A 24,883-nucleotide genomic window follows, 5' to 3' on the forward strand; every position below is an offset into this window, starting at 1 on the left:
TCCCTAGGCGGGCAAGGCGGTACGGTCGAGGAGCTGCCGCTGGGAGTCGGTGAGCCGAAGGTCCGCCGCTGCGAGATTCTCCTCCAGGTGGGCGAGCGAGCCGGTTCCGGGTATCGGCAGGACGACCGGAGAGCGGGCGAGCAGCCAGGCGAGCAGGACCTGCGGAACGGTGGCCCCGAGTTCGCCCGCCACGGCGGCGAGCACGGCCGCCTGGCCGGGGTCGGTTTCCGCGGCGACGGGACGCCAGGGAAGAAAGGCGATGCCGCCGGCCTCGCATGCCTCCATCACCGGCTCGTAGTCCCGGTCGAAGAGGTTGTACCGATTCTGCACGCTCGCGATCTCCGCGGTCTGCCGGGCCTCGGCGAGCTGCTCGGTGGTGACTTCGGACAGGCCGATGTGCCCGATCTTCCCTTCGCGTTGCAGCACGCCGAGCGCGCCGACCTGTTCGACGAGCGGAACCTTCGGGTCGATCCGATGCAGCTGCAGAAGCCCGATGCGCTCGGTCCGCAGCCGGCGCAGGCCCTGCTCGACCTGCTCGCGCAGGCTTTCCGGCCGTGCGTCGTACGCCCACCCTTCGGGGCCGGACCGAGTGACCCCCACCTTGGTGGTGATCAGCAAGTCGTCCGGGTACGGATACAGGGCCTCGGCCAGCAGTTCCTCGTTGGCCCCCCATCCGTACAGGTGCGCCGTATCGATCAGGGTGACCCCGAGCTCGACGGCCCGCCGGGCCACCGCGACGGCGCCCTCCCGTTCCGGCCCTGGCCCGGTCGCCAGGCGCATGGCCCCGAATCCGAGTCGGGCCACCCGGAATTCGCCGCCGATGGAGAAGGTGCTGTCCCTGCCCGGAGTGTGCGGTGTGCTTGAAGTCATCGGTCTCCCCCTCGTCGGCGCGACGATACCGGGACGGATCAGGCCGCCGGGGCGGGACAGCCGTACTCGGGGCGGAACCGGTGCGGTGAGCAGGCGATCAGGTACACCCCGAGGTACCTCTGCCCGCTGAGCCACCAGCCGCCGACGATGTCCTGGCCACCGGCGAGCGCGTCGTGGTCACACCCGAAGGCGTCGACGTGCGGCCGCACCTGCTCGGCGAACCACGCGGCGGCTTCCTTCGGTTCGGCCCAGGTTCCCCGTACGAAGGAGGGCGGCTTCAGCAGCCAGTGCGCCAGCTCCAGCGGCGGGTAGGGGCTGCTCGGGAACTCCGGGTGTCCGGCCCGGCGGACCCCGTCCGGCACCTGGTGCAGCCCGGACCCGAGCCACAGATAGCCGTGGTGGTGCATCGCGTCTCCTCGCCGACGGGAGCGGCCCTTCAGCCGCCCCCGCCCCTGTGCGGCCGTGCCTACGTGCGGCCGCAGCCCTGACCGTCGCCGCATCCGCCGGACGGGTAGACCGGGGCCCGGTTCATGCGGCCGCACGCTGGTGCGGGCCTCAGCGCGGCGGGCGCGCACCCCGGCGCCCCGAGGCGCCCGTGCGCGGGGCGCAGCTCTCGTGCCGGTAGTTGTCGGGGTGGGCGCCGGACCCGGCCTCGACGGGCTCGATACGGACGGCCTCGCCCCGGATCGGGCCGTCGCAGTGCACGCAGAACACCCGGCCGGATGCCGCCGCCGTCACGACCGGCCCCGCGCGTACGCCCGCAGCAAGTGGACGCGCAGCAACTCGGCGTCCGTGAGTACGCCGTCGCCGACGGGCGGGTACAGCCACGTCCTACCGCGGCGGGTCACGCCCGGCGCCGGGCAGAGCAGCGCGCTGCCGCGCCCGGCGCATACGGTGCCGCGCAACGGTTCCCACGTGGCAGCGGTGCCGACCGGTACGAGGAACTCGACGGCCTGACGCGGGCGGCAGTACAGCACCGGCCCCAGCGACACAGCCGCGTTCGCCAAGGCGTCGAGGGCGCGCACACCCAGGCACGCGGTGGCGCGCACGACGTCGAACCGCACACCGAGCGGTACCTCGGCGAGAGCGTAGGCGCTGTCGGCCCACGCGGTCAGGATGATCGACGGCGGATCCATCACGGAGGCGAGCCACATGGCTCCCGCACCGACCGGGCCCGGCGGTGCCGGGGCGCTCACAGCGTGGGCTCCGGCGCGGGGAGCACCTCGTACAGCGGCTTGATGCCGCGGCGCTCGGCGCATGAGCGGTGCGCGAGCACAGGGCGGTCACGGCCAGGGCTACTGGCGACGACCCGAATACAGACCTCGGCCCCGCTTTCGGGGCAGTAGGCGCACCCCCGCTCCTCTTGAGCCCGGCGCACGGCCACCCTCCCAACTTTCTCGCCAGCATCCACGATCCACGCCCTTCCGCTACGCTGAGTTGCCACTCGTCACTGACTAAGACGGTAGAAATCGACGGCGTCGACCTGAACTGACCGTGAGTACGGGTTGGCATTGCGGTACCAAGGGCAAGGGGGCCCGCGTGCTCGGCAACCAGCGCTCCACCCCGACCACCAGTCAGGGATCGCCCCCGCGTGGTCGCAACGGCCTTGTTTCGGGGTACACGTTGCGGCTCGTTCGCGAACAGTTGGGACACACGCAGGACACGCTTGCGGAGCAACTGCGGGTGTCCGCCGACACCGTCGCCGGGTGGGAATCGGGACGACGGCCGCTCACCGCTGTGCCAACCGGCCAGATACTCGTACACCGGCACCGCCTCCTTCGTCTCGGCGCGGCACCAGCCCTGCTGTCCACTCTCGAACGGGCGATGGAGGCAGACATTCTCCTGGGCAGTGCTCTGGATGACGATCTGGCGCCGGAGGACAGCCCGATCGGGGCGTGGGTGATGCAGCGTGACCTAGTGGAGGTCGTTGCCTGGCCGCTCAACGGAATCCCTCCGTCGCCACTCCGCAATCTGCCTCCGCCGCCGCGCCCCCGCCGTGGTCCCATTCCGGACGCCCCGGAATTGCCCACCGCTGAACTCCGTCATTTCTTTGCCCAGATGCGTCGTGCCGCCGAGCGTTCGCGGGGAGCCGAGCACTTCCTCCTCCGACGTCAGGCCCTCTACCTGGCTGGGTACGACACAGCCGCCGACACATCTGAGTGGCTCAGGCACCAGCAACGAACCGAGCGGCCCAGCGACTGGTTAACGCGCTGGCTGAACAGCCGGTCGGTCGCCGCAGTCGCCGCCCGCCAAGGAGACCGCGACCGCATGGGGCACTTCATCGGCACGCTGCTCGATGACGACGCGAGTGAGGCCGCCAACCTTAACTATTGGGCGTACTGGGTAGGTGAAGCCGTGCACGTCGAGCTGAGCGATGACTTCATCGCCACCCCTCGGCCCGGACCTTGGTCGGGAGACAAACTGATGCGCCACCTTGTCCGGGGGCTGACACCGGAGCATGGGTTCTTCGACCTCAATGTCCACACCTTGTGGGCTCTGCTCACAGCGCGGCCTCACCTGCTGAGGGGGGCAACCGACGCTACTCAGGCCCTTCGAGAACGTCTGCCGATGATGTTGGATAGCGGAGAGCTCTCGACACAGGCACGCCGAGAGTTGGACGGCATCCGGTACGCGATCCGCCTCGCCGAGGCGTGAGAGGAGACGGACGGTGGCTGAAGACCTGTCCGCGGTGGCCCGCTTCCTGTACGAAGCGGGGACGCTCAAGCACACACGGCGCACCGGCTGGTGGATGGCGGGCGTGCGGGACCCGGAAAGTGTCGCGGAGCACGCCTGGCGTACCTCCCTCATCGCCTCGGTCATCGCCAAGCTGGAAAACGCCGATCCGGCGCGCGCCGCTCTGCTCGCGGTATGGCACGACTCGCAGGAGACGCGTACAGGGGACGTCAACTACCTCGGCAGGAAGTACGCGCCGCAAGCCGATCCGCAGGCGGTCACTGCCGACCAGGTGGCCGGCATGCCAGAGGCGCTCGCCTCGGCGGTACGGGAGTTGGTCGCGGAGTACGAGGCCAAGGAAAGCCCCGAGGCGGTGTGCGCCCGCGATGCCGACAAGCTGGAGTGCATGCTCCAGGGCCTGGAGTACAAGGAGCAGGGGTACGGCAACGCGCAGCGCTGGGTTGACAACAGCCGCGACCGGCTGGTCACCGATACCGCCAAGCGCCTGGCGGAGGAACTCCTGGGCCAGAACGGACTGGCCTGGCTGCGGGCCGCACTGGGCGAGAAACAGGACGGCTGATCCCGCTCAGAACGCCACGGCCATCTCGGATCCTAGGGAGCCGCGCGGCGGATGTAGCGCGACAGCGCCTGAGGCAGTCCGGCGACGACGGTGAGCGCCGCGCGGCCGTGCCGCCGGAGCTGGGAGGGGCCCAGAAGCGGGGCCCGCATCACCCACAGGGCAAAGACGACCTGGCCCGCGGCGGGGAAGAGCAGGAGCGGCGGGAAGAAGAGTAGAAACCACAGGGGGAGCATCAGGAGCCCCACGAGCGGCCCTCGGAAAGCCATGCCGGTACGGGTGTTGGCCAGCCCGTAGACGAAGCTGATGAGGAGGGAGGGGGCTCCGATCACGAGGGCGAAGGACGGCCAGCCCCGGAGGATGCCCGGATCTCCCGGCAGCGAGGCGTCCGTGGCCCACAAGGTGAGCGCGAAGACGAGGGCGTAGCGGACCACCAGGTCGACAAGTCGCAGCCCGATGACTCCCAGGTTCCACCACGGTGTGCTTTCGTCCACGGTCCGCCCCCTGATGGCATGCCTCGTTGGGCCCACACGCCAGTGCGGAGGCCGTCGGCACCATCCTGCCAGCCGTGTTGAACGTGTTCAATTACGAGGGCGCACGGGTGCGGCCGTCCGCGTACCTTCCGGGACCGAGGTCAGTGGAGTGCGCACCGTGCAGTACCGGTAGAGCCAGGCCGCGGCCCGGCGCCCGGCATGGTCTTCGTTGACCGGCTCTTTCTCCCCGTCCAGTGTGAGGACGTTGGCGAAGGCGGCGAAGCAGATCCCCATCTGGGAGGGCGACTCATCGGGTGGCCCACCGAGCCGCCGACGAGCCATCCGGCGAAGCGCCGGATGGCTCCCGAGGCACCGCGGCTGAGGTGTGCGGGCATGCGGAGAGCCTCACACCTCCCGCGTCCGCCGCAGCAGCCAGACCAGGTACGGCGCCCCCACCAGCGCGGTGACGATGCCGACCGGGATCTCCGTCGGGGCCAGCAGCCAGCGGCCCAGTGCGTCCGAGGACACCACCAGGACGGAGCCGAGCACCGCCGCCATCGGCACCATGCGGGCCGTGCCGCTGCCGACGACGCGCCGGGCGAGGTGCGGGGCGACCAGGCCGACGAAGCCGACCGCGCCGACCGCCGCCGCCGTGCCCGCCGCGAGCACCGCGCCCGCGCCGAGGACGAGGAGCCGGGCGCGGCTCAGCTCCAGGCCGAGGGCGCGCGGCAGTTCGTCGCCGAGCGACAGCAGGTTCACCGGCCGGGCGGCGGCCACGAGCAGGACCGCGACCAGCGCGGGCACCGCGAGCCAGGCCAGCGCCGAAAAGTCACGGGCGTACGTGCTGCCCGCGAGCCAGCCGAGCGCCGTGGAGATGTTCATCTGCGCCCCGACGACCATGATGTTGACCAGGGCCATCGAGGTGGCGGCGGCGCCCAGGCCGACCAGCACCACCCGGGTCGGGTCGAGCCCGCCCCGGCCGCCCTTGGCGCTGCCCCGCGCCACCAGTAGCACCACCGCGAGCATCAGGACGCCGCCGACCGCGGCCGCCGCCGGCAGCGCCACCAGCGGCGCCGACGGTACGACGAGGATGACGGCGACCGCGCCCAGCGAGGCCCCGCCGGTCACACCGACGAGCCCCGGTTCGGCGAGCGGGTTGCGGACGACGGCCTGGACGGCGGCGCCCGCGACGGCCAGGCAGGCCCCGGCGAGCGCGGCGACCAGGATGCGCGGCAGGCGGTAGGCCACCACGGACTCGGTGATCTGGTCGGCGGTGGAGAACAGCGCGGTGACGAGCCCGCCCCAGCTGATCTGTACGTCGCCGATGCGCAGCGACACCGCCATCGCCAGCGCCAGGGCGGCCAGCCCGGCGCCGAGGACGACGGCGTACGCCGGGGCGCGCCGCTGGTCGGAGACCGCGACGGCCGCGCCCGTATCGGCGTCACCGGTGCTGACCCGGCGCGCGAGCAGCATGAAGACCGGGCCGCCGATCAGCGCCGTGACCACGCCGACCGGGATCTCGGCGGGCTGCGTCGCGGACGGCTTCACGATGAGCTGCGCCGCCGCGTCCGCGCCGAGCACCAGCGCCGCCGCCAGCAGCGCCGCCATCGGCATCATCGCGGCGTGCGCGCGGACGCCCAACTGCCGTACCACGACGGGGGCGATGAGCCCGACGAAGCCGATGGGCCCGGCGAGCGTGACGGCGGCGGCGGACAGCAGCACCGCGACGAGGAAGGCGGCCGGGCGGATGCGCTCCACGCGTACGCCCATGGCCTGGGCGGTCTCGTCGCCGAGCGACAGCAGGTCCAGCGGCCGGGCCAGCAGCGGGGCGATCAGCGCGCCGGCGAGGACGACCGCGCCGAGGACGAGCGGCCGCTCCAGACCGGACTGCATCAGGGTGCCGTTGCCCCAGAAGAACAGCCCGCGGGTGGCGTTGACGTCGAGCATCTGGAGGAACTCGGCCCCGGCGGTGGCGGCCAGCCCGACCGTCGCGCCGGCGAGCAGCACCTTGCCGGGCGTCATGACGCCGCCGCTGCTGAGCGCGTACACGACGGCGATGGCGACGAGCCCGCCGAGGAACGCCGCCGCACCGGCGGGCAGCGGGCCGAGGCTGACGCCGAAGAAGGCGACGACGACGACGGCGAGGTACGCGCCCGCGTTGACGCCGAGCGTGTCGGGCGCGGCGAGCGGATTGCGGGTGGCGCCCTGGATGAGCACGCCGGAGACGCCGAGCGCGAGACCGACGACGAGCCCGGTCAGGGTGCGCGGCATGCGGCTGCCCATCAGGACGTCGTGGGTGCGCGCGTCGCCGTGGCCGAGGAGCAGGTCCACGATGTCGCCGATGCCCACGCCGGACACCCCGAGGCCGAGGTGGACCACGGCGACCAGGCACAGCAGCAGCGACAGGGCGCCGCCCACGAGCAGGGCCCGTGGGCGGCGGCTGTCGACCGGACGGCGCGGACGGGCGGGTGCGTCCGCCGTCAGTCCTTCCCGAGCCATCAGACCTTCAGGGCCTTGCCGGTCTCGTCGAGGATGTGCATCGCCGACAGCGGGCCGCCGAAGAGCCAGGTGCCCGGGTCGAGCGGCAGCGCCTTGTCGTTCTTGACGAACGGCAGGCCCTTCCAGACGGCGTTGTCCTTGAAGGCGCCGGTGAAGGGGTTGTCGTTGTCGGCGGCGACGTAGAGGAAGGTGGCGTCCTTCTCGACCTGCGTCAGGCCCTCGACGCCGACGGTGGTCATGCCCCACGCGTCCGGCTGACCCTTCCAGCCGTTCTTCATCCCGGCCAGGCCCAGCACCTGCGGCGCGATGGCGTCGTCCGTCAGCATGCGGATCGAGGCGGTGCCGTTGGCGGTGAAGCCCTGCGCGAGCGCGTACTTCATGCCGCCCTTGCCGGCCTTGTCGAGACGCGCCTTGAGGTCGGCGGCCTTGGTGTCGATCTGCTTCGTGACCTCGGCGGCCTTGTCCTCCTTGCCGACCGCCTTCGCCAGCTCGCCGAAGTTCTTCTTCATCGTCTCGAGCTGCGGCTTGGTGGTGTACGTGAACGACAGCACCGGCGCGATGTCCTGGAGCTGCTTGAGGTTGGCCTTCGACCGGTCGTTGTCGATCACGATGAGGTCGGGCTGGAGGGCGCGGATCTTCTCCAGGCTGGGCTCGTTGCGGTTGCCGACGTCGGTGACCTTGTCGGGCAGGGCCGCGCCCTTGGCGGTGATCCAGGTGCCGTAGCCCTGGTTGTCGGCGTTGCCGGCCGGGGTGACGCCGAGGGCGACGAGCTCCTCGGTGTACGTCCACTCCAGCGCCACGACCTTGGTGGCGGGCTTGTCGAGGGTGACCTTGCCCTGCGCGGTGTCGACGGTGATCTTGCCGGTGGCGGCCTTGTCGGCGCCGCCCGTCTTCTTGTCACCGGCGGTGTCCCCGACCGTGCCGCCGCCGCAGCCGGTGGCGGTGAGTATGAGGGCCGCGGCGGTACCGCCGGTCGCGAGGGCGCGCAGGATTCTCTGCATGGTCGAACTCTCCTTGTGCCTTGGGTAAGGGATGACGCGGGCGGTGGGGGACGCGGGTGGTCGGGGACGCTCACGGGTGCGGACGCGCGCGGTGGGGACCCGCACGGTGGGGGACGCGCGCGGTTCAGGAAGCGGCGGACTCCCCCAGGGACGCCTCGGACCGTTGCGGGAAGCAGGCGAGGTAGCCGGTCTCCGGGTCGCGTACGACGTTGACGCGCAGGCCGAAGGCGCGCTCGATGACGTCCGGGGTCAGTACGTCCTCGGCCGCGCCCGCCGCCGCGATCCCGCCGTCCGCGACCACCACGACGTCGTCGGCGTACGCCGCCGCCTGCATCAGGTCGTGCAGCACGACCCCGCAGGCGATGCCGTGCTCGCGGGCGAGGCGCCGCACCACGTCGAGCACCTCGAACTGGTGGCGCATGTCGAGGTACGTGGTCGGCTCGTCCAGCAGCAGCACCCCGGCCCGCTGGGCCAGCACCATCGCCAGCCAGGCGCGCTGGCGTTCGCCGCCGGACAGTTCGTCGAGCCGGCGCTCGACGAGCGGCGCGGCGTCCGTGACCTCCAGGGCCCAGTCGATGGCCTCGGTGTCCTCGGCGGTGTGCCGGGCGAGGGCGCCCCGGTGGGCGTACCGGCCGTGCCGTACGAGCTCACGGACCGTCACCCCGGCCGGGGCCTGCGAAGTCTGCGGCAGGAAGGCGAGGCGCTGGGACAGGGTGCGGCGCGCGAACGACTCGAGCGGCGCGTCGTCGACGCGTATCTCGCCGGCGAGCGGCGGCAGCAGACCGGCGACGGTCCGCAACAGGGTCGATTTTCCGCAACCGTTGGGCCCGACGAGCACGGTGATCGCACCGGCCCGCAGCGAGAGGTCCACCTGCTTCAGGACCGGACGGCCGCCACCATGCCCGACCTCAAGGTTTTTCGCCACCAGGCGGACCTCGCCCATGGACTCCACGTCCCTTCCCCTCGGCCGGACCAACGGCGCCACCATACAACTTAGGTAAGGCACACCTTAGAGATGTCACACGAATCCGGCCGCTTGTGACCATGTCGAAATCTCCCGCACCCCCGCGCGCCCCCTCCTCGCCCGTCACCACGCTTGCCCCACAGGGAACTTGGGTATACGTCACCGCCGGATCAAGCCTCCCTCCCCCGGGCGGCTGCCGCCGGGACGGCCGGGATTGTAGGGTCGGCCGCATGACGAAGCCTGATGACCTGCTCGTGGACGTCGCGGCCACGGTGGAGTCCCAGCGGTCCAATCAGATGTCGCTGACCGTCGTCGTGAACGGCGCCGTGATCACGGGGCGGCTCGCCCCCGAGGCCGTGTGGCGCGAGCGCGTCGCCGAGGTCCTGCGGGACTCGGCGCGGCTGAGCGCGTTCGCCGGCGTCTTCAGCGGCACGGACGGCACTGACCGTGCGGACGGCACTGACCGCGCGGACGGCACTGACCGTGCGGACGGCTCCCGCGGTACGGCCCCCTCGCACCTGCACTTCCACGTCGCCCGGATCCTCCAGGGCACGGTCGGCATCCCGGAGACGGGCGGGATGTACCGGGTGGCCATCGAGGACGTCAGCGCGTGGACGGTGGGCGACTTCAGCTACACCGACGGCTAGGACGACCAGGACGATCAGGGCCGCCAGTGGTGCCGCCCCGGCTCCGTGTGGCGGCGTCCGGCGCGCCGGGGCAGGCTGGACGGGAGAGCGGCCGTCAGGAAGCGGGTGCCCGGCACCCGCGTAGTCGCTCGCCCACGACCAACCACCCGCGCAGAGGGCAGCACGCATGATTCGGTCAGCAGACATCCGCGAGTGGCGCAACCACGACGTCGTCGACCCCAAGGGCCACAAGATCGGCGTGCTGGAGGCGGTCTACGTGGACACCGGCACCGACGAACCCGCCATGGCCACCGTACGCACCGGCCTGCCCACCCGGCAGCGCCTGGTCTTCGTGCCCCTCGACGAGGCCATCGCCGGTCCGGACTACCTCAAGGTGCCGTACGCCAAGGGCGAGGTCCGCAAGGCCCCGTCCATCGACATGGACGGCGTCCTGCCGGCCGACGGCGAGGAAGCGATCTTCCAGCACTACGGCCTGCCCTACCGGGCGGGCGCCAACGGCGAGCGAAGACTCGCACGCCGCTGACCGGCCGCCACCGGCCGGCCGGTCGCTCACCGCCGGTCACTCCACCGGGAGGCCGCCGGTCACTCCACCGGAGGAGGTGCTCCACCCATGGCGCTGTTCCTGTTCCTGATCCTGGTCGCCATCATCCTGGGCCTCATCGGCGTCGTCGTCGAGGGCCTGATGTTCCTGCTGATCATCGGGATCGTCGTGCTCGTCGTCGACGTGATCTTCTTCGCCGTCCGCTGGTCCCGCCGGGGCCGTACGCGCCCCCTCAGGTAGGCGCAGCAGGGCTCGGGGCGATGTCCGCGCCCCACCGCCACCGCTTCCACCTCGACCAGGAGGGCCATTCCATCACCGTCCTGCTCGGGCGGGCCGCGCACGACGTCGAGGTCCTGGTCGACGGCAAGGTGGTGGCCGTACGGCACGAGCGCGGCCGCCGGGGCGTCCGCGAACTGGCCGCCGAGCTCCCCGGCGAGCCGCCCGGGGACCCGCCGCGGCCCTTCACCGTGCTCGTGGAGGACGTGGACGGCACGCCCCTGTGCGTCATGGTGCGCGACGGCATCCGCTACCTGATGCCGCGCGTGCCCCTGCTGCCCGAGGCGCCGCCGTACGGCGCGCCCGGCGCCACTCACCCGCTGCGGCGGGCGCGCGGCCGGGCGCGCCGCTGGGTGCGGCGGCTCCTGCGGCCCGTGCGGCGCTGGGTCCGTCGCGCGCTACGGCGCCGCCTCGGGCGCTAGGAGCACCGCCCGCTCACGCCCCGGCGGCCGCGATGGCCTCGGCGTCCGCGGCGTCCTCGGTGGCCGTGGGGACCACCAGCACCGGGCAGCTCGCCGTGTGCAGGACCTCGGCGCTGACCGAGCCGAGCAGCAGCCGGCGCAGCCCCGTGCGGCCGCGGGTGCCGACGACGAGCAGCGACGCGTCGCGCGCCGCCTCGACGAGGAGGCTGGCGGGGCGGGTGTGGTCGATGCGCACGTCGACCTCCACCCCCGGGTGCCGGTCGCGGCGCAGCTCGATCTCCTTCCGGAGGAAGGCCTCGGCGCCGTCGTCCATGACCGAGAAGTCCGGCGGCACCATGCCGACCGGCCCCGTCGGCACCATGCCGGGGTGGTACGCGCCGTGCACCAGCTCCAGCCGGGCGCCGCGCAGCTCCGCCTCCTCGTACGCCAGGTCCAGCGCGGCCAGGGACACCTCGTCCGTGGCCACGCCGACCACGACCCGGTTCTCCCGGGGACCCCCGAGGCCCCCGGACTCCCGGCTCCGCCCCGCGTCCCCCGCGTCCCCCGCGTCCCCCGCCTCTCCCGGTCGTACGACGATGACCGGGCACTCGGAGTGCGTGGCGACCTGCCAGCTGACCGACCCCAGGGGCAGCCGCGGGAAGCCGCCGCTGCCCCGGTGGCCGATGACGATCATCGCGGCGGTGGCGGAGCGCTCGACCAGCACGGCCGCTGCGTTGCCCGTGGGCGCCTCACCGGCCACGGTGAGCTGGGGGAACTCGGCCCGTACGATCCGCTCGTACCGCTGGACGAGATCCGCCCCCGCCCGGTCGGCGGGACTCTCCGGCCCTTCCGCCCGCACGGCGTGGGCGATGTGCAGGGCGGTGCCGTGCAGCACCGCCTGCCCCGCCGCGAAGCGCACCAGGTCTTCCTGGCCGTGCCAGTCCTCCACACCGACGATGACCGGTCGACGGTCGCGGTGAGGTACGGCGTAGCTCATGTCTGCTCCGTTCTCGATGAGGACGAGACGGAACGCGTACCCGCTAAGTGCGGCGTGTAAGGCCGGGCCGGCGGGGCGAGCTCAGGCCGGCGCGCAGCCGGTCGTACCGCTCGACGTCGGTCCAGAGGTCGAGCGAGTTCGGGCGCGAGACGTACCAGGCCCAGAGGCCGACGCCGACGGCGGCCATCAGGGGGACGAGCAGCCAGACCAGTGCCTCCATGAACGGACTCCCTTCTCACGCGGACTGCACTTGACAAGGGCTCGCTCAATTTTTATATCCCGGAAGTGGGCAACACGGAACTCGGGCCGGGACGGGGGGACGGGAGGTGAAGGGCGGTGGCGACACCCCCGCGGCGCGACCCCGGCGACCCCTACGCGGTCCTCGGCGTCCCGGCGACGGCCTCGGACGCGCAGGTCACCGCCGCCTTCCGCGCGCTCGTCCGCGCCCTGCACCCCGACGCGGCCCCCGGTACGCCGGGCGCCCGGGAGGAGCTGGACCGGGTGGTGGCGGCGTACGCCCTGCTGCACGACGTGGAGCGGCGCGCGGCGTACGACGCCGCTCACGCGCGACCGGCCGCCCGGCCCCGGCCGGCGCCCCGGCCCGTACCCCGGCCGGACCCGTTCGAGCCGCCGCTGCGGGCGGGCCCGGTGCGGGTGGAGCCGCTCCGGGGCCGGGACGACCTACGCCGGAGAGACCGGTGAGGCCGGTGAGGTGCCCGCCGTGCCTCCCGTCGTACGCAGCGAGGCGAGCGCCTTGTCGAGCCGGGCCCGCCGGCTCTCCGAGGTGGCGGCCTGGAGCAGCGGGAGGATGAGCTGGTACCGGCCGGTCCGGTCCAGCGCCTCGAAGGCGCGCCGGGCGCCGGGGTCCGCGTCGAGCGCGGCCGTGAGGTCCGGCGGCACGGTGGCCGTGCGCTGGGACGCGTACGCCGCCTCCCACCGCCCGTCCGCCTGGGCCTTGCGCACCTCCGCGAGGCCCGGTTCGCGCATCCGCCCGGCGGCGGTCAGCGCCTCGACCTTCTCGACGTTCACGCGCGACCACAGGCTCCGGGGGCGGCGGGGCACGTACTTCTGGAGGTAGTACCGCGCGTCGAGGGACCGCCGCTGACCGGAGATCCAGCCGTAGCAGAGGCCGATGTCGACCAGCTCGTCGGAGGTGACCGACGGAACGCCGGAGCTCTTCTTGGCCACCTTGATCCACACGCCTTCGTGCCGGGTGTGGTGCGCGGCCAGCCAGCGCTCGAACGCCTCGCCGTCCGCGCAGGTGATGATCTCGACCCCGTCGATGTCGTCCATGCCTCAGCCTATCCCCCGCCGCTGACAAGCCGGGTGACGGTACGTCAGCTCAGGTCCAGGTCCGCGAGCGCGCTCTCCACCGCCCGGTGGAAGGTCGGGTACGCGAACATCATGTGGCGCAGCCGTGCCACCTCCACCTCCGCCTGCACCGCGACCGCGAGGCCGTACAGCACCTCCCCGCCCGCCGGGCCCGCCGAGGTCGCGCCCACCAGGACGCCCCGGTCGGCGTCGGCCACCAGCTTGACGAGCCCTTCATTGCCCGCCCGGTGGATCCAGCCGCGCGTCGACGACGGCACCTGCGCCGTTCCCGTACGCACCCGCAGGCCGCGCTCGCGCGCCGCGTGCTCCGTCAGCCCCACCGAGCCGACCTCGGGGTCGGTGAACGTCACGCGCGGCACGGCGCGGTAGTCCGCCTCCGGACCCGGCTCGCCGAGGATGTCGCGTACGGCGATCTCCGCCTGGTACATCGCCACGTGCGTGAAGGCACCGCGCCCGGTGACGTCGCCGACGCCCCACACGCCGTCGGCGCCGACCGCCCGCATCCGCCCGTCGACCTCCAGCGCGCGGGCCCCCTCCGGGTCCAGCCCGACGGTCTCCAGGCCGAGGCCGCTCAGCACGGCCCGCCGCCCGGTCGCCACCAGCAGCCGCCGTGCCGTGAGGGCCGCTCCGTCGCCGTCGAGCGTGAGGTGGAAGCCGTCCCCGTCGTGGCGTACGCCCGTGGCGCGCGCCCCGGTGCGTACGGTGAGCCCCTGCTCCCGCAGCACCCCCGCGACGAGCTCGCCCGCCTCCGGCTCCTCCGCCGGAAGCAGCCGGTCCGCCGCCTCCACCACCGTCACGGCCGTGCCGAAGCGGGCGAACGCCTGCGCCAGCTCCACGCCGACGGCGCCGCCGCCGAGCACCAGCAGCGAGTCCGGGGCCTCCTTCGCGGAGACGGCGTCGCGGTTCGTCCAGTACGGGACCGCGTCCAGGCCGGGCACCGGCGGCGCCTGCGGGCGGCTGCCGGTCGCCAGCACGACCCCGCGCCGCACGGCGTACGTCTCGCCGTCGGCCTCGACCCGCCCCGGTGCGGTGAGCCGGGCCCGCCCGCGGACGAAACGGCCGCCCTTGCCGGTGAAGCGGTCCACGGCCACGCGGTCGTCCCAGTCGTCGGTCGCCTCGTCCCGGATGCGCGCCGCCACCTGCCCGAAGTCGGGGGTCGCCGTGGCCGTACCGGCCGTGCCGGGGACGCGGCCCGCCTCGGCGAGGAGGTTCCCGGCGCGGATCATCATCTTGCTGGGGATGCACGCCCAGTACGGGCACTCCCCGCCGACGAGCTCCGCCTCCACGCCGACGACGTCGAGCCCCGCCTCGGCCAGCCGCCCGGCGACGTGCTCGCCGCCCACGCCCATTCCGATCACCACGACGTCCGTGTCCCGTGCCATCCGGCCACTCCCTGCTCAGTTCAGTTCCGCGAAGGTCTCCACCGCCTGCGTACGGCCCGTGACGACGATGACGTCGCCGCGCTCCATGACCGTCTCTGCGGTGGCGTACGTGAAGTCCTGCCCCGGCCGCTTGATGCCGACGACCGTGACGCCGTACCGGCTGCGCACCTGGCTCTCGCCGAGCGGGATGCCGGTCGCGCTGGCGGGGGCCACGGTCTTGACGAGCGCGTAGTCGTCGTCGAACTGGATGAAGTCGAGCATCCGGCCCGTCACCAGGTGGGCGACGCGTTCGCCCATCTCGTGCTCCGGCAGCACCACGTGGTGGGCGCCGAGCCGTTCGAGGATTCTGCCGTGCTGGCGGCTGATGGCCTTCGCCCAGAGGTTGGGCACCTCGATGTCCAGGAGGTTGGAGGCCACCAGGATGCTCGCCTCGACGTCGGTGCCGATGGCGACGACCACGCTCGGAAACTCGTCCACGCCGAGCTGGCGCAGCACCTCGGGGTCGGTGCAGTCGGCGACGGCGGCGTGGGTGAGGGTGTCGCTGTGCTGCTGGACGAGGTGCGGGTCGGTGTCGATGCCGAGGACGTCCCAGCCGCGCCGCGTCAGCTCGTGTGCGAGCGAGCTGCCGAAGCGGCCGAGGCCGATCACGGCCACGCGCTGGTCGCGCGGGGAGGACTTGGGCGGGGCGGACTTGGGCGGGGCGGGCCGTTCACTGCGACGGCGCCGCCGGTGCGGGAAGGACCGGTGTTCAGCCAATGACGGGTCGCTCCTCCGGTAGGTGGTAGCGGCGGGTGCGCTCGCGCAGGGCGAGGGCCGAGACGAGCGTGATGGGCCCGAGCCGCCCGACGAACATGAGCATGATCAAGATGAGCCGGCCCGGGGTGGAGAAGTCCGCCGTGATGCCCGTGGTCAATCCGACGGTCGCGAACGCCGACACCGCCTCGAAGAGCACCGCCTCCAGCGGCGCCGGGTGCAGCGTCTCCAGGGCCAGCGTCGCGGCGACGACCAGCCCCACGCCCAGCAGCGCCACGGTCAGCGCCTGGCGCAGCGTGTGCGGCGCGAGGCGGCGGCCCATGGCCTCCGAGTGCGGCTCGCCGCGCACCTCGGCGAGCATCGCCACGCCCAGCACCGCGAAGGTGGTCACCTTGATGCCGCCGGCGGTGCCCGCGCTGCCCCCGCCGATGAACATCAGCATGCAGCTCAGCAGCAGCGTGGAGCCCTCCAGGCCGCCGATGTCGAGGGCGTTGAAGCCCGCGGTGCGGAGCATCGCGGAGTGGAAGAAGCCGTTCAGTACGCGCTCGGCCCCGTCGAACGGCCCCAGCGTCGCGGGGTTGTCCCACTCCAGCAGGCAGGTCAGCACCGTACCGACGACCAGCAGCAGGGCCGTGGTGACCAGCGTCAGTTTGGTGTGCAGCGACCAGCGCCGCCGCCCCGTCGTACGCCGCCGGCGGCGGTGGCGCACCACCTCCAGCAGCACCGGGAAGCCCAGGCCGCCGAGGATGACGGCGGCCGCGATCGGCAGCGTCACCCACGGGTCGCGGGCGTACGGCGTGAGGTTGTCGGCGTGCAGCCCGAACCCGGCGTTGTTGAACGCCGACACCGCGTGGAAGAACCCGAGGTACACCGCGTCGCCGACGCCCCGCTCGTACCCGAACCGCAGCCGCAGGGCCAGGACGGCCCCGATCGCCAGCTCCACGGCGAGCGTGGAGACCGCCACGCCGAGCAGCACGCGGCGTACGTCGCCGATGCCGAGGCTCTTCGTCTCGGCCGCCGCCGTCAGCTGCATCCGCAGGCGCAGCCGGCCGGAGACGAGCAGGGCGAGCAGCGACGCCAGCGTCATGATGCCGAAGCCGCCGACCTGGATGAGGGCCAGGATGACGCCCTCGCCGAAGCCGCTCCAGTACGTGCCGGTGTCGACGACCACGAGCCCGGTCACGCACACGGCGGAGGTGGCGGTGAACAGCGCGGTGACGGCGTCCGCGGCGTGGCCGTCCTGGGTGGCGGCCGGCAGGGCCAGCAGCGCCGTACCGGCCAGGACGGCGACGGCGAAGGACACGACGACCGTACGGGCGGGATGCCTGGTGAACGTGCGCCGCCGGTCCACGGGAGTCGTCGCCAGTCGCCGTCGGTCGCCGTCAGTACAGGATGGAAGGGAGGTAGGCGCCGTTCGGTTCGTTGTAGAGGCCGATGGTCATCAGGCTCATGAGCTGCCGGACCCTCAGCCCGCGGCCCAGGCACCACTGGAGCAGCGCGCTGTTGCGCGCGGGGACGAGGATGCCGGGGCCGCCGAACTCCTCGGCCGCGCCGATGAGGGCGCGGACGTCCTCGGTCGTCTCGCCGACGGCGTGGGCGAAGAAGGCCAGGTCGGTGGCGTAGCCGGTGATGCGGCCCTCGTGCTCGACCACGCGGGCGGTGCCGAGGGCGATGGCGTCGGCGAGTTCGCCGCCGCGGTCGACGCCGTGGACCCGGCGGCACAGGTCGTCGCAGGCGGGTCGGTCCTCCTCGCGCGCGGGCCGCACCAGGTAGCCGGGCACGGTGCCGCCGATCGGCGGGCCCTGCAGGCAGGCCACCGTCTCGCGGAACTGGAAGCCGAGGCCGGCGTAGAGCGCGAACGAGCGGGAGTGGTAGCCGCTCTGGAGGAGCCGGATGCCGGGGGCACGGCGCTCGGTGGCCCGGTCCATGACGTCGCGCATCAGGCGGCGGCCGACGCCGCCGTTCTGGACCTCGGAGTCGACGGTGACCGGGCCGACGCCGACGATCGGGGAGCGCTCGTCGAGGAAGTTGCTGCCCACGACGCGGCCGTCGAGCTCGGCGACGACGCTGTAGAAACCGGGGTGGTTCAGCAGCATCTCCATGGTGCCGACGCCGACCTCGGTGGTGGGGAAGTCGGGCAGGAAGGCGTGCTCGCGGGCGATGCCGGCGAACGCCTCGTAGCAGATCCGGCCGCATGCGGCGGCGTCGTCGGGCCTTCCGGGACGCAGTACGAGATCCACGGCTGGTCTCCTCGGGGCGGGCACTCTCGGCGGGGCGGACGGTCGATGCCTCCCCCCATCAAACGCCGGGGCCGCCGACCCCACAATCGGGCTTCACCCGGCCGCGACGGCCATCAGCGCTCCCCACAGGATGGTGACGACGGCCAGCACGAGTATCACCGTCCGCCAGACGGCGGGGAGCGACGGTCCGGAAAGCCGGAACGACGGCTTGGGCAGCCTGCGCGCGTACGTACTCAGGAGCGCACGGGCGACGGGCGCGCCGCCACCCTCCCGCATCTCGATACCGCTCACACCCGGGAAACGACCTCCGGCGACGCGAAGTACGCACATCCCCACCACCGCAATCAAATCGTCATGATCATCACAGGTGGTGAAGTTTCACCCCAAGGTCGCCTGCGTCGGCCGCCACGGCCTCGGGAAGCCCGGCGAAGGCGGGCAGCTGCTCGATGTGGTGCACGCCGGGCGCGGGCACCCCGCCGGTGAGCAGCCCGCGCGCCACATGGGCGGCGACCAGGCCGGTGACGCCGCTCTGTTCCCGCCCGGTGAGGGCGTAGGTCGCCTGCCGCCCGTGCGGCCCGTGCCCGCGCGCGTCGACCCGTACCGCGAAGCCCTGCCCGCCGCCCAGCCGTACGCGGTGCAGGGCGGCGGCCAGCGCACCCAGCGCACCCGGGCGTCGCGCCACCGCCCGTACCGCCCCCGTACGGCGCAGGGCGAACAGCGCGGCGGTCAACGCCCGCGAGTCCAGGCACAGGCGGGTGGTGACCGACGGGACGCCGAGGGTGCGGACCAGCGTGAACTGGTCCGAGAACGGGAAGGGGTGCGCGGTCCTGGCGGCCCCGTACCCGGGCAGCGTGACGCGCGCGGGGCGCGCCCCCGGGACGGCGGGCTCGGCGAGCCCCGCGAGGGTCCAGCGCAGGGCGTCGACACCGTGGTGCTCGCCGGCGCCGAAGAGGAGGGTCAGGTCGAGGCGTTCGGCCCCGCCGACGGCCTCGTGCGCGCGGCGGGCCAGCAGGTTCGTCAGCCCGGGAGCGACCCCCACGCTGAGCACGCCGGTGGCGCCCGCCTCCCGCGCCGGGGCGTCCAGCGCGGCGACCGCGTCGAGGAGGCGGCGGCTCGCGCCGACGTCGACGACGTGGACGCCGCGCTCCAGGCAGGCCCGGGCGATACCGGCGTCCGGCGGCTCGACGCAGAACACCACCACGCCGATGTCGCCGAGCGGCTCCAGCACCTCCCGCACGAACACCCCGGGCGGCGCGGTCACATCGACCCGTACGCCGCCGAGCCGCCGGGCACGGGCCGCGTCCCGCCCGGCGGGGACCACACGCCCGGGAAACCACCGCGTGAGCGCGGAGGTCACGGCCGTGCCGACGGCGCCGTACCCCCCGATGACGAGTGTCCTCATGGCTCGGCTCAGTGCTCCGCGTGGTCGCCGTGGTCGGAGGTCTGGGCCGCTGCCCAGCGGTGCAGGGCGTCGACGAGGGCGGGGTCGGCGGTCCGGAACCGCAGGGACGCGCCGTCGCGGCGGTCGGCGTAGCCGATCTCGATGCGCTCGGCGCCCGCGGCGAGCTCCTCGAGCCCCGGCATGGCCGTGCCGTGGATGCGGGCGGGATCGCCGAAGTCCCCCCGCCGGAACCGCTCTGCCTCGTGCGCCAGGTGCTCGCGGATGAGCCGTACCTGCTCGGCGTCCCCGGGGACGTCGCTGCGCACCTCCTGCAGCAGTCCGTCGGGGGACGACCGGAAGTGGTGCGTGGTCCGTTCGAGGTCGAAGGGCATGACGGAGGCGCCGTTGCGGGCGACCTGCCGCTGCCGGTCCTGCGCGGACGGCTCGGCCGCGGCCTGACACCCGGCGCCACCGGCCAGCACGACCGCGACGGCGGCGAGGACCACGCCCCGCCTCCTGTTACTTCTCCTCATGAGAGGCCTCCTCCAGCAGGCGCAGCGCCCGGATCACGCCGGGCCGCTGCGCCTTGGGCACCCGGTCGAGCAGCCGGCCCAGCCGCTCGGCGCGCCGCCGCGCCACGTCGGCGGCGACCCGTACGCCGTCCTCGGTCAGACCGACGAGCTGCGCCCGTCCGTCCCCGGGGTCCGGCACCCGGTCGGCCCACCCCCGCGCCACGAGCTGGTCCACGAGCCGGCTGGTGGTGGACTTGGTCAGGCTCAGCCGCTCCCCCAGCACGCGCTGCGGCACCCGCCCTTGGCGCAGCACGGTGAGCGCGTACGCCTCGGCGGTCGACATGGGCGCACCGCACGGCGTGCGAGCGGGGTCGAGCAGGCCGAAGGCCCGTACGAAGTCGACGAGGGCATCGGAGAACGCTTCCGCGGAAGCGCCGTCGGAGGAACCGGACATGGTTGCAACTTAGGACTATCCAGTCCCACTCTGCAACTACTTCGCCGGTTCCCGCACCATCGGACGCGCGCGCCTTCCTGACCGCCGCCGGACTGGTCCTGCCGGCCTTTGCCCCGCACCTGTGGCGCGGGACGCCCGGCCGGTCCGTACCGCCCTTCATCGCCCCGCTCGGCACCCTGCTGTGAGCGCCGCGCCGGGTATACAGTGCGACGATCACGCGACATCACCACCTGGGGGCCTGCCATGGCGCTGTTCGGAAACGCCCACACCATCGACCCGGCGACGGCGCAGCAGGACTACGCCCGCCTCCTCGGCAACGGCGAGCAGGTCCACGCCGCGTACCTGCTGATCCGCGACACGATCCTCTTCACGGACCGGCGCCTGATCCTCGTCGACAAGCAGGGCATCACGGGCAAGAAGGTGGAGTACCACTCGATCCCGTACCGCAGCATCACCCACTTCGCGGTCGAGACCGCCGGCACCTTCGACCTCGACGCGGAGCTCAAGCTCTGGCTCTCGGGCAGCCAGACGCCGATCCAGAAGACCTTCACCAAGGGCGTCGACATCTACGAGGTCCAGGCCATCCTGACGCAGTTCGTGGCCCGCTAGACCGTCCGCGGCGCAGGTGCACCCCCGGCGGCCCGCCGCTGGGAGAGCCCCAGCCTGCGCCGCTCCCGGTCGATCTCGGTGACGACCACCGTGACCTCGTCGCCCACCCGGACGGCCTCGGCCGGGTCCTCCACCGACGGCCCGGCCAGCTCACGTACGTGGACCAAACCTTCGACGCCGTCGGCGAGCTCGACGAAGGCGCCGAACGGGACGAGTTCGGTCACCCGTCCACGCAGCTCCCGGCCCACCGGGACGCGGTCGGCGAACGCCTGGAAGGGGTCCGGTCGCATCGCCCGCAACGACAGCCGGGCCTCCAGGTTCCACGTGTCGAACTGCAGGAACTCACAGGACACCCGCTGCCCGACCCGAACGACGTCCGAAGGCGCGTCGAACCTCTGCCAGGACAACTCGGGAACCGAGATGAAGCCGACGCCCGGAAAGACCGGGTGCGCGGGTCCCTCGTCCAGTGCCACGAACACGCCGAACCGTTCGATCGCCGCGACCGTGCCGGACAGCACCTGGCCAGGTCGCAGTGAGGCGAGGAACCGCCGGGTCTCCGGATGTTCGGGCCGTCCGCCCAGGCCTCCCTCCGCCCCTCCGTCCGCGCCGGCGACGCCCCCGCGGTCGTGGGGCAGGGCGCGCTCCAGGAGGGGGAGCAGGCGGTCCCAGTGGCGCCGTAACGCGGAGGCGTCGAAGGCGTCGGTGTCGGGCATGGTGAAGCCGTGCACCGTGCCGGGGTAGACCTCGGTCGTGTACGCGACACCGGCGCCCTCCAGGGCCCGGTCGAGCTCGCCGATGGCCGAGGGCGACAAGTCGCCCTCGGCGAGGCCGAGGTGGACCTGGGCCGTGAGCCCGGAGACCAGGCGGTGCGGGCTGTCGGGGGCGTCGGTCACCAGGAAGCCCGGGTGGAACCCGGCGACGGCGGCCACCCGGTCGGGGCGGGCGGCCGCGGTCCGCATCGCCAGGGCGGCGCCGACGCAGTACCCGATCACGCCGACGGGTCCGGTGGCGACTTCGGGCCGAGCCGCGAGGAACCCGAGGTAGGCGTCGGCGTCGCGCAGGACGCGTGCGGTGGTGTGCCGCTCCACCAAGGGCATCAGCCGCCCGATGATCTCGGGCCGGACCGCTTCCCCGATGTGCGCGGGCAGTTCGGTCACCGGTGCCGGGCCGTGCCGGTAGTAGAGGTTCGGGACGAGCACGTAGTAGCCGTGCCCGGCGAGCTCGCGGGCGCGGTCCTCCAGCGCGGGGCGCAGGCCGAAGGCGTCCGAGTACAGCAGCACCCCCGGGTGCCGCCCGCCACCCTCGGGGAAGGCGGCGAACGCGTCGGCTTGGCCGTCCGCGGTGGGAACCAGCAGTGTCGTGGTGGGCAAGAGCTCTCCTGTCGTGGTTGACCTGTGGAATGTGGAAACCAGTGATCAACACGACGAGGGCGGAGCCCGTGCGGCGCTCAGGAGAGCACCGGGTCACCGATCCGTGAGTGGCGCGAGGCCGTCCCGGTATTCATGACGGCAGACCCTAGCCTGCCGACGGACCGCACGGAAGGTGCGGCCGTCGCCGCGGGCGCCTTGTGGGCACATGGCGGGCGACGGGTGGCCGGGCATCCGGTCGACGCCGTACGGCCTTGGAGGGAGGACGATCCCCGGGAGGTTCCCGAGGGCGGCCCTGGTACGAGCCCTACTGGCCCTGGTACGAGGCCAACTGGCCTTGCTACGAGCCCTACTTCTGCTTCGCCACCTCGCGAGCCTGCTGGGCGATCTCCTCCAGCACGAGCTTCGGGTCGGCGTTCGGCGCGACGGCCTTGCCGATGTTCCGCTTGATGATGTTGCTGACCTGCAGCCAGGACGGCTCGTTGACCGGGTAGAGCCGGGCACCGCGCAGCGCTGCCAGGAACTGCTCGCCGCTGGCGTCCGCCGCCGCGTCCTTGTTGGTCTGCGTCGCGCTCACCGTCGAGGGCAGCAGGTGGTAGCGCCCGGCGAACTCGTTGAGGTTCTTGTCCTGGTAGACGAACTCCAGGAAGTCGCCCGCCAGTTCGCGGTTGTCCTCGTGCTTGAAGGCCATCATCCAGTCGGCGACGCCCACCGACGGCGGGACCCGCCCCTCGCCCAGCGTGTCCGACACCGGCATGCTCAGGGTGCCGACCTTGATGCCCTTCGCCTTCGCCTCGTGGAGGAGCGAGGGGTAGCCGTTCAGCATGCCGACCTCGCCGCGCAGGAAGGCCGCGAAGGCCTCCTGCCGGTTGAGCTCGGCCGGCGGGACGGGGCCGGTCAGGCCGGGCGCGACCAGGTTGTCCTTGATCCAGCGGAACGTCTGCGTGTTCTCCTCGGACGCGATGCTGTAGCCGCCGCCGTCGTCGGCGTACCCGCCACCGTTGCTCAGTTCCCAGATCAGGGCTTCGGCGTGCGCTTCCTCGGGCCCGAGCGGCAGCGCGTACGGGTAGGACACGCCCTCGTCCTTCAGCGCCTCGGCCGCTTCCTTCAGGTCCGACCACTTCTTCGGCGGCTCCGCCCCGGCCTTCTCGAACAGCTCCTCGTTGTAGAAGAGCAGCCGGCTGCTGGCCACGAAGGGCAGGCCGTAGAGGGTGTTGTGGAACGAACCCGCCTCCGCGAGCGGCGGCAGGAAGTTCGACTCCGCCCTGACCGACAGCAGCTCACTGGCGGCGTAGAGCCGGCCCTCCGCGGCGAAGTCGGAGTACGCGCCCATCAGCGCCACGTCCGGGGCGTTGCCCTCCTTCACCATGCGGGTGACCTCGCGGTCGACGTCGGCCCACGGGTAGAGCGTCACCTCGACCTTCTTGCCGGGGTGGGCGGCGGTGAAGGCGGCGGCCAGTTTGTCCCAGTACGCCTTGGAGCTGGTCGCCGGGCTGGTGCCGTACTCGGCGGCCACCAGGCGCAGCGTCGTCTTGTCGCCGCCGCTCCCGGACGAGCCGCAGCCGGTGACGAGGGAGCCCAGCAGTCCGAGTGCGGCCACGGAGGCGGACGCGCCGAAGAATCTTGGTCGCACGAATATTTCCTCTTGCTTTTTGGACGGTGCGGCCGGAATTCTCCCCCGGCTCCGGACGTATTGCGCCCCCTACTCGGCGGTTGTGGCCATTGCTCCAACTGCGGCTGTTGCGGCTGGTGTTTTCCGATATGCCGACGCCGACGACGACGCGCGTAGACCCTTCCGCGGTGTCCAATGCGGCGCCCGTACGGAGCATTGACGAGGGCATCACCAGGCACCGTTTTAGGTTCGTGTTCATGACGAGGACTACGCCACCGCGCCCGCTCGACGTCGAGGCGCTCTTCCCAGAGCTGGCCGCCTTCCGGGGAACCACGACGCGACTCCATCCGCGCCGGGGCGTGCCGGAGGTGTCGGCCAGCTCCGTGGGCGGCCCCATGCTGTGGCCGGCGGACGAGCCGTGGCCGGTGTGCGGCGAGGCCCACGGCCGCGCCCAGGGGCGCCGGCCGGCGGACGTCCACCACTACCGCGAGGTCCTGTCCGCCGCGTGGGCCCGCGAGCAGGACCCCGGCCCCACGGACGAGGAGCGAAAGCTGCTGGAGGAGCGGGACCGGCCCACCCGCCCGCGTGCCGCTCCCACCGAGGTCATCGTGGGCCGCCACGGTGAGCTCAACGTCTTCGCCTGCCCCGTCGATCCGGAGCATCCGCACCGCTGGAGCATCCAGTAAACCCGGTGGCGCGGGGGCGCCCTCGCGGACGACCATGCGACGTATGAGCGACCGACCCGCACGCTGGACCCAGGCGACCGTCTACCCCGACATGTGGGCCGACCCCGGGGACGACCCCCGCGAGCACGAGGTCACCCCGGAGGGCGAGCTGGCGACCCTGCTGGACTTCCTCACCAACTACCGCCTCACCCTGCGGATGAAGTGCGAGGGCCTCACCCCCGAGCAGCTGGCCCGCCGGTCGGTCCCGCCGTCGACGATGTCCCTGCTCGGCCTGGTCCGGCACCTCGCCGAGGTGGAACGCGACTGGCGCGACTGGATCAGCGAAGCCGACCCGCTCCCGAAGCTGTACGGCGCTCGCGACGCGGACTTCGACGGAGCCGTCGCCGACCAGGCCGTGGTCGACGCCGCGTACGCCGACCTGGAGCGCGAACAGGCCGCGACGGACGCCGCCCTGGCCGGGTACCCGGACCTGGGCGAACGCGTGGGGAGGGACGGCATCAGCATCCGCGAGCTGATGGTCCACCGGATCGAGGAGTACGCCCGCCACTGCGGGCACGCGGACCTGCTGCGCGAGTGCGTCGACGGGAGGGTGGGCCAGTGACCGGGCCCCGGGCGCATCACCGCCACCGGACGCGC

31 protein-coding genes and 1 pseudogene are annotated in these 24,883 nt (G+C 72.9%); 10 read left to right on the plus strand and 22 right to left on the minus strand.

Annotation, left to right across the window (positions count from 1 at the left end; all coding sequences use genetic code 11):
* Positions 1-3 precede the first annotated feature (3 nt).
* From AB0A69_RS23710 to AB0A69_RS23725, 4 genes are all read right to left on the minus strand, one after another.
* A complete protein-coding gene (locus tag AB0A69_RS23710) occupies positions 4-870 on the minus strand; it encodes an aldo/keto reductase (RefSeq protein ID WP_361425387.1) in 867 nt (288 codons plus the stop codon).
* Between the two features lie 38 nt (positions 871-908).
* Entirely contained in the window at positions 909-1,277 is a 369-nt protein-coding gene (locus tag AB0A69_RS23715) for a hypothetical protein (RefSeq protein WP_361425390.1), read from the minus strand.
* Positions 1,278-1,425: 148 nt separating this feature from the next.
* Entirely contained in the window at positions 1,426-1,608 is a 183-nt protein-coding gene (locus AB0A69_RS23720; RefSeq protein WP_361425393.1) for a hypothetical protein, read from the minus strand.
* Positions 1,605-2,066, minus strand: coding sequence for a hypothetical protein (locus tag AB0A69_RS23725; protein ID WP_361425396.1), 462 nt, complete (start codon positions 2,064-2,066; stop codon positions 1,605-1,607). Before AB0A69_RS23725 ends, AB0A69_RS23720 begins: the two co-directional genes overlap by 4 nt.
* Before the next feature lie 343 nt (positions 2,067-2,409).
* Between AB0A69_RS23725 and AB0A69_RS23730 the strand changes: the two genes are divergently transcribed.
* Both AB0A69_RS23730 and AB0A69_RS23735 read left to right on the plus strand, forming a co-directional pair.
* Positions 2,410-3,525: a helix-turn-helix transcriptional regulator gene (locus AB0A69_RS23730; RefSeq protein ID WP_361425399.1), complete on the plus strand. Its 1,116-nt coding sequence runs from the start codon at positions 2,410-2,412 to the stop codon at positions 3,523-3,525.
* A gap of 13 nt (positions 3,526-3,538) precedes the next feature.
* The gene (locus AB0A69_RS23735) at positions 3,539-4,123 is read left to right on the plus strand and encodes an HD domain-containing protein (protein ID WP_361425402.1); all 585 of its coding nucleotides are present in this window, start codon (positions 3,539-3,541) and stop codon (positions 4,121-4,123) included.
* A gap of 32 nt (positions 4,124-4,155) precedes the next feature.
* On the opposite strand, the gene AB0A69_RS23740 is transcribed toward AB0A69_RS23735, so the two are convergent.
* The 4 genes from AB0A69_RS23740 to AB0A69_RS23755 form a co-directional block, all read right to left on the minus strand.
* Entirely contained in the window at positions 4,156-4,614 is a 459-nt protein-coding gene (locus AB0A69_RS23740; RefSeq protein WP_361425405.1) for a hypothetical protein, read from the minus strand.
* Between the two features lie 384 nt (positions 4,615-4,998).
* Complete coding sequence (locus AB0A69_RS23745) at positions 4,999-7,092, minus strand: iron ABC transporter permease (RefSeq protein WP_361425408.1); 2,094 nt, start codon at positions 7,090-7,092, stop codon at positions 4,999-5,001.
* Positions 7,092-8,093: an iron-siderophore ABC transporter substrate-binding protein gene (locus tag AB0A69_RS23750; RefSeq protein ID WP_361425411.1), complete on the minus strand. Its 1,002-nt coding sequence runs from the start codon at positions 8,091-8,093 to the stop codon at positions 7,092-7,094. Before AB0A69_RS23750 ends, AB0A69_RS23745 begins: the two co-directional genes overlap by 1 nt.
* 124 nt (positions 8,094-8,217) lie before the next feature.
* Positions 8,218-9,036: an ABC transporter ATP-binding protein gene (locus AB0A69_RS23755; RefSeq protein ID WP_361425414.1), complete on the minus strand. Its 819-nt coding sequence runs from the start codon at positions 9,034-9,036 to the stop codon at positions 8,218-8,220.
* 251 nt (positions 9,037-9,287) lie between these two features.
* Here AB0A69_RS23755 and AB0A69_RS23760 point away from each other — a divergent pair, with 251 nt between their 5' ends.
* The 4 genes from AB0A69_RS23760 to AB0A69_RS23775 all read left to right on the plus strand — a co-directional run bounded on the left by AB0A69_RS23760 (position 9,288) and on the right by AB0A69_RS23775 (position 10,943).
* The gene (locus AB0A69_RS23760) at positions 9,288-9,704 is read left to right on the plus strand and encodes a hypothetical protein (RefSeq protein WP_361425417.1); all 417 of its coding nucleotides are present in this window, start codon (positions 9,288-9,290) and stop codon (positions 9,702-9,704) included.
* Between the two features lie 166 nt (positions 9,705-9,870).
* Complete coding sequence (locus tag AB0A69_RS23765; protein ID WP_361425420.1) at positions 9,871-10,227, plus strand: PRC-barrel domain-containing protein; 357 nt, start codon at positions 9,871-9,873, stop codon at positions 10,225-10,227.
* Positions 10,228-10,314: 87 nt separating this feature from the next.
* Complete coding sequence (locus AB0A69_RS23770; RefSeq protein WP_361425423.1) at positions 10,315-10,485, plus strand: hypothetical protein; 171 nt, start codon at positions 10,315-10,317, stop codon at positions 10,483-10,485.
* Between the two features lie 20 nt (positions 10,486-10,505).
* The gene (locus AB0A69_RS23775) at positions 10,506-10,943 is read left to right on the plus strand and encodes a hypothetical protein (RefSeq protein ID WP_361425426.1); all 438 of its coding nucleotides are present in this window, start codon (positions 10,506-10,508) and stop codon (positions 10,941-10,943) included.
* A 13-nt stretch (positions 10,944-10,956) separates the two neighbouring features.
* Here AB0A69_RS23775 and AB0A69_RS23780 read toward each other — a convergent pair whose 3' ends face one another.
* Both AB0A69_RS23780 and AB0A69_RS23785 read right to left on the minus strand, forming a co-directional pair.
* A complete protein-coding gene (locus AB0A69_RS23780) occupies positions 10,957-11,919 on the minus strand; it encodes a universal stress protein (RefSeq protein WP_361425429.1) in 963 nt (320 codons plus the stop codon).
* Positions 11,920-11,962: 43 nt separating this feature from the next.
* The gene (locus AB0A69_RS23785) at positions 11,963-12,139 is read right to left on the minus strand and encodes a hypothetical protein (protein ID WP_361425432.1); all 177 of its coding nucleotides are present in this window, start codon (positions 12,137-12,139) and stop codon (positions 11,963-11,965) included.
* Between the two features lie 116 nt (positions 12,140-12,255).
* Here AB0A69_RS23785 and AB0A69_RS23790 point away from each other — a divergent pair, with 116 nt between their 5' ends.
* Positions 12,256-12,621, plus strand: a complete 366-nt coding sequence (locus tag AB0A69_RS23790) for a J domain-containing protein (protein WP_361425435.1) — start codon at positions 12,256-12,258, stop codon at positions 12,619-12,621.
* Here the strand turns inward: AB0A69_RS23790 and AB0A69_RS23795 are convergent.
* The 9 genes from AB0A69_RS23795 to AB0A69_RS23835 all read right to left on the minus strand — a co-directional run bounded on the left by AB0A69_RS23795 (position 12,601) and on the right by AB0A69_RS23835 (position 19,973).
* Positions 12,601-13,212, minus strand: coding sequence for a YdeI/OmpD-associated family protein (locus AB0A69_RS23795; RefSeq protein ID WP_361425438.1), 612 nt, complete (start codon positions 13,210-13,212; stop codon positions 12,601-12,603). The two genes, AB0A69_RS23790 and AB0A69_RS23795, sit on opposite strands and share 21 nt — an antisense overlap.
* 44 nt (positions 13,213-13,256) lie before the next feature.
* On the minus strand, positions 13,257-14,633 hold the full coding sequence (locus tag AB0A69_RS23800) for an NAD(P)/FAD-dependent oxidoreductase (RefSeq protein WP_361425441.1): 1,377 nt from the start codon (positions 14,631-14,633) through the stop codon (positions 13,257-13,259).
* Between the two features lie 15 nt (positions 14,634-14,648).
* Positions 14,649-15,389, minus strand: a complete 741-nt coding sequence (locus AB0A69_RS23805) for a TrkA family potassium uptake protein (protein ID WP_361425444.1) — start codon at positions 15,387-15,389, stop codon at positions 14,649-14,651.
* Positions 15,382-16,689 (minus strand): potassium transporter TrkG, encoded by a 1,308-nt coding sequence (locus AB0A69_RS23810; protein ID WP_361425447.1) that lies wholly within the window; start codon positions 16,687-16,689, stop codon positions 15,382-15,384. Before AB0A69_RS23810 ends, AB0A69_RS23805 begins: the two co-directional genes overlap by 8 nt.
* Positions 16,690-16,768: 79 nt before the next feature.
* Positions 16,769-17,626, minus strand: coding sequence for a GNAT family N-acetyltransferase (locus AB0A69_RS23815; RefSeq protein ID WP_361425450.1), 858 nt, complete (start codon positions 17,624-17,626; stop codon positions 16,769-16,771).
* A 93-nt stretch (positions 17,627-17,719) separates the two neighbouring features.
* The gene (locus tag AB0A69_RS23820) at positions 17,720-17,917 is read right to left on the minus strand and encodes a hypothetical protein (protein WP_361425453.1); all 198 of its coding nucleotides are present in this window, start codon (positions 17,915-17,917) and stop codon (positions 17,720-17,722) included.
* Between the two features lie 70 nt (positions 17,918-17,987).
* Entirely contained in the window at positions 17,988-19,028 is a 1,041-nt protein-coding gene (locus tag AB0A69_RS23825; RefSeq protein WP_361425456.1) for a saccharopine dehydrogenase NADP-binding domain-containing protein, read from the minus strand.
* 8 nt (positions 19,029-19,036) lie between these two features.
* Complete coding sequence (locus AB0A69_RS23830; protein WP_361425459.1) at positions 19,037-19,540, minus strand: aspartate carbamoyltransferase; 504 nt, start codon at positions 19,538-19,540, stop codon at positions 19,037-19,039.
* Positions 19,527-19,973 (minus strand): MarR family transcriptional regulator, encoded by a 447-nt coding sequence (locus tag AB0A69_RS23835; RefSeq protein WP_361425462.1) that lies wholly within the window; start codon positions 19,971-19,973, stop codon positions 19,527-19,529. Before AB0A69_RS23835 ends, AB0A69_RS23830 begins: the two co-directional genes overlap by 14 nt.
* 243 nt (positions 19,974-20,216) lie before the next feature.
* Between AB0A69_RS23835 and AB0A69_RS23840 the strand changes: the two genes are divergently transcribed.
* Entirely contained in the window at positions 20,217-20,582 is a 366-nt protein-coding gene (locus AB0A69_RS23840) for a PH domain-containing protein (protein WP_361425465.1), read from the plus strand.
* Here AB0A69_RS23840 and AB0A69_RS23845 read toward each other — a convergent pair.
* The 3 genes and pseudogenes from AB0A69_RS23845 to AB0A69_RS23855 all read right to left on the minus strand — a co-directional run bounded on the left by AB0A69_RS23845 (position 20,579) and on the right by AB0A69_RS23855 (position 23,582).
* Entirely contained in the window at positions 20,579-21,100 is a 522-nt protein-coding gene (locus tag AB0A69_RS23845) for a S1 RNA-binding domain-containing protein (protein ID WP_361425819.1), read from the minus strand. The two genes, AB0A69_RS23840 and AB0A69_RS23845, sit on opposite strands and share 4 nt — an antisense overlap.
* 114 nt (positions 21,101-21,214) lie before the next feature.
* Positions 21,215-21,952 (minus strand): annotated as a pseudogene (locus tag AB0A69_RS23850) (dienelactone hydrolase family protein); the annotation flags it as partial.
* A 346-nt stretch (positions 21,953-22,298) separates the two neighbouring features.
* On the minus strand, positions 22,299-23,582 hold the full coding sequence (locus tag AB0A69_RS23855; protein ID WP_361425468.1) for an extracellular solute-binding protein: 1,284 nt from the start codon (positions 23,580-23,582) through the stop codon (positions 22,299-22,301).
* 236 nt (positions 23,583-23,818) lie between these two features.
* Here AB0A69_RS23855 and AB0A69_RS23860 point away from each other — a divergent pair, with 236 nt between their 5' ends.
* Together AB0A69_RS23860 and AB0A69_RS23865 are read left to right on the plus strand one after the other, a co-directional pair.
* Positions 23,819-24,247, plus strand: coding sequence for a hypothetical protein (locus AB0A69_RS23860; protein WP_361425846.1), 429 nt, complete (start codon positions 23,819-23,821; stop codon positions 24,245-24,247).
* 34 nt (positions 24,248-24,281) lie between these two features.
* Positions 24,282-24,848: a DinB family protein gene (locus tag AB0A69_RS23865; RefSeq protein ID WP_361425471.1), complete on the plus strand. Its 567-nt coding sequence runs from the start codon at positions 24,282-24,284 to the stop codon at positions 24,846-24,848.
* The last annotated feature ends 35 nt before the right edge of the window (positions 24,849-24,883 follow it).

Origin of the sequence: Streptomyces sp. NPDC045431 (assembly GCF_040646655.1) — a bacterium.
Taxonomy (GTDB): Bacteria; Actinomycetota; Actinomycetes; order Streptomycetales; family Streptomycetaceae; genus Streptomyces.